Genomic DNA, 3,536 nt, shown 5'->3' with positions numbered 1-3,536 from the left:
GCTTCGTAATCTTGCCCTGGGGGGAGCATGGGTATACTAGGTTTTTCAGGGAACACTTTCAAAGGTTAGGGTATGCTTACTAAAAATTTCATCGGCGATATAATGAAATTTACTTTTTCTTTACGTTCCTAATTGGTACTAATAGTCTAAGCATTTCTGAAGCAGTTGGTAGGCTCCGACAATATTGCTTTAAATTAAGTCTTTAGAGTGAAAAATCGAAGTGTCAACGTGTTTTCTGCCAGCAGGTTAAAAGTGGTATCAATATTATGGGTAAGATGTATACCTATAAGGTATGGTTAGCTCGCCTTGATAAAAACTGTATCGAGAATTAGTTTCTAGATACTCTAGAACCTGAAAGATAGATGCATAACTGAGCTTATTAATTAAATATTGATGTTGATAAGTCGAGTGGTGAATCACTCTACCCCTGAATTATTGTAGACTAATACAACTACCCCTATCTCTTACTAAGATATTCACATGTCAGATTTATTTCGCTACTGGATTTTTTTATTTAGGAATAATTTTCTAATATAGGAAGTGATTTTCCAAATGTTACTTAATACCACAAGATAAATTGCAAAGCAGATGATAAAGGCATAGAACATCATATACTCTGGAATGTTAAGCATTTCAGCTGAAATACCTATTACAGCATAGAGAGTAGCAATGCTACAAATAACGATAAGCGTTTGTGTTGAGCTCAACCCCATGCGCTGGAATATGTGATGTAGATGTTCACGATCTGGTTTAAAAGGAGAGTCGCCTCTTCTTACTCTGCGAATCATAATTGCCGCCATATCCATGAGGGGAACCGCTATTAGCCATAATGCAGTCACTGGACGTAGCGGTGGTGTGCTTCCGTTTTGACTAGAAAGCAGAAGTAACCAGATTACAGTAAAGCCAATCAACATGCTTCCTGCGTCTCCCATAAACACTTTTCTTTTTCGACCAAATGCACCAAGGTTGAGCAATATATATGGAATAATTGCAACGACTAATACCATACAAATGTAAGCTAAATTTGTCTGTCCATCAAAGCTAAGCATAATGCCTAGACCACCAAAGGTGACTATGGACAGTCCTCCGAGTAGGCCATCAATTCCGTCGACCATGTTGAAAGCATTAATAGCACCAACTACAGCAAGAATGGTAACAAGGTACCCAAACCAACCCAAGGTGATTACATCGCCGCTACCGAATACATCCCCTATGGTATTAAGCTCAATGCCACCAACGACCATCATGATGATGGATAGACCCGCTTGAACTGCAAAACGTAGTTTGAAGCTGATGTCGTATTTGTCATCCAAAACACCAATACCAACAAGTATAAGCACGCACGAGGCGTAGAGTTCTGCATTTGGGAAAATTTCGGGGTTATTGAACAAGAAGTAGAGGATAGAAATACAAATCGATACTCCGCCGACTAAGGGAACTGCTCCATTATGTAGTTTACGAGCATTTGGCTTGTCAACTAATCCTATTTTTTTTGCAAATTTACGAAGCGTAAAAGTGGTTGCGAGAGAAAACAAAAACAGGAAAGAGAGGTCAATAAATGAGATGAGCACAGTTTAGCCTAATAGAGTATTTGGGGGTATTTTAGTGTATTTGCTATTGAGTTTAAAGAAGGAGTAATGATCTACGTGATTTTTCTCAATTATATGTGGGTTTTCTTTCGTGTCAGATGACTTAAAGCTAGTAGGGATGTCTCTTTCTTGAAATGACGTCTTTTGCACATCCACTTATTCTGGCAGCGAACTTTTTGTTATCTGCTCTAGTAGTTTGGTGTGCGGTGTTAATGTGTACAACTACTCATGAACAGGACAATATGACTAAGCAAAGTGACTCAAACAGCTCTTGAATTTAAAATCGAAGCCTTGATTCTGGCTGAGTAAAGTCGGCGCTGCTACCGTAAGGCAACTATCCTAAGATGGTTTTCAATTCCATGTGGGCTGAAAAATCGTCAAGAAAGAAACAAAGTCCAGTAATAGGTGAAGATGGTGAAGAGAATGCAAAATACCAAGTTCATGCAATTATTAATGGAACAAGGCGAAAAAGGGGAGGGCGGTGTTGAGTAGTAAGAATCCGTGCTAACTTTCACGTACTATGTCGATAGAGCTAAGGAGTGGCTTGAGTGCGATGAATAGTTAGTGGTCTTAATACCACTTTCAAAAGTTTACAAATCATACGATACTAACACCATACGGTGTGATAGCATTTGGAGTAATTAATTTTGATGTTTTGAGAGAACTATAGTGAAGCAGCATAACCAACCACAACCATACTCCCCAGAAAACCCGCCAATGTATAGTGTAAATGATGAATTTGATCTGCGAGATCTTTTTAAAGCGCTATGGGATGGTAAACTAATTATAATTTTGGTCACTATTTTGTTTACTGCTAGTAGTATCGTATTTGCTTTGTCAGCTCAAGAGTGGTGGTCTTCTAATGCTAAAATTACAAAAGCCCAGCCTCAAAACTTAGCTGAATATCAGCAGCAGGTGAAGCAATTTCAACCTGTTTTTAATATATATCAAGAAGATGGAACAGTTCTTGTTAGCAAAGAGCTAGATAGATTGGTTGACTCTACGGTGTTGTTCCAACGATTTGTGAATGCCTTTAATTCAACTAATAATAAGAGAGATTTTTTAGATAATAGCTCTGAATTCCAGGAGTTTAAAAGCTCTTTGGTGGTTGGTGATACTGATATGAGCGTTGAGGAGGTTAGAGCCTTATATGCTCATTGGTTTAATAGAGTATCAGCTTCTAAAGTTGATAAAAAGGATCATAATTCACCATACATTGTTAGCTTTCAAACTATGACTAAGGAAAGCAGCTTCGACCTGTTGAGTGCGTATATTTTGGCCACAGAGTCAAAGGTTCATGACGATGCATTTAATAACTTAAAGGCTGTAGTGAACGGCAAACGAAATGAATTGGTGCAACAAAAAAGAATCTTAGAAAATCAGGCCACGAATAAACTATCAGTCGAAACTGAACGAGCAAAATATGCTGCCAAAATTGCTAAGTCTGCAGGCGTAGATAGACCAATCCAGACAGGTAATGAAAAGGAACTGTTTAATATTGATCTAGGTTCTAAGGGTTTAGATGCAAAAGTTAAAGCTTTAGAATCTGTTAAAAATTTGAGTGTTATAGAGCCTCGTCTTCAGCAAATTGATGCAAAGTTAGATATGTTGAATAACCTTGAAATCAACCGAACTGTTGATTTTCAAACTTTCCGCTTCTTGGAAAATGTAGAGCAACCGATTACTCGAGACAAGCCCAAACGCGCTGTGATTGTCGTTCTGATGACTTTGTTCGGAGGCATATTAGGTGCCGTGATAGTTCTACTACGATTTGTATTTAGAAAAGAAGACTAACATTCATTCCAATAGCTAGTGTCTATACACTAGTCATTTGTATTTATCTTACATACTACCCTCTAAACATAGAATTGTGTGAGGGGGGGGAGCGTCCTAACTAAATTGCGACACCTAGTTTGGCGAGTTAGGGAGTAAACGCCCCATGAACCT

2 protein-coding genes are annotated in these 3,536 nt (G+C 38.3%); one reads left to right on the top strand and one right to left on the bottom strand.

What is annotated here, in order from left to right:
* Positions 1 to 497: 497 nt before the first annotated feature.
* The gene (wecA, locus tag AB4512_RS21260; RefSeq protein WP_372175599.1) at positions 498 to 1,571 is read right to left on the bottom strand and encodes a UDP-N-acetylglucosamine--undecaprenyl-phosphate N-acetylglucosaminephosphotransferase; all 1,074 of its coding nucleotides are present in this window, start codon (positions 1,569 to 1,571) and stop codon (positions 498 to 500) included.
* Between the two features lie 687 nt (positions 1,572 to 2,258).
* On the opposite strand from wecA, the gene AB4512_RS21255 reads away from it, so the two are divergent.
* On the top strand, positions 2,259 to 3,383 hold the full coding sequence (locus AB4512_RS21255; RefSeq protein WP_372175598.1) for an LPS O-antigen chain length determinant protein WzzB: 1,125 nt from the start codon (positions 2,259 to 2,261) through the stop codon (positions 3,381 to 3,383).
* Positions 3,384 to 3,536: the final 153 nt, after the last annotated feature.

It is taken from the genome of Vibrio sp. 10N.222.52.B7 (assembly GCF_041474275.1).
Lineage (GTDB): Bacteria > Pseudomonadota > Gammaproteobacteria > Enterobacterales > Vibrionaceae > Vibrio > Vibrio crassostreae_C.
This window is presented reverse-complemented; position numbering and strand designations above follow the sequence as displayed.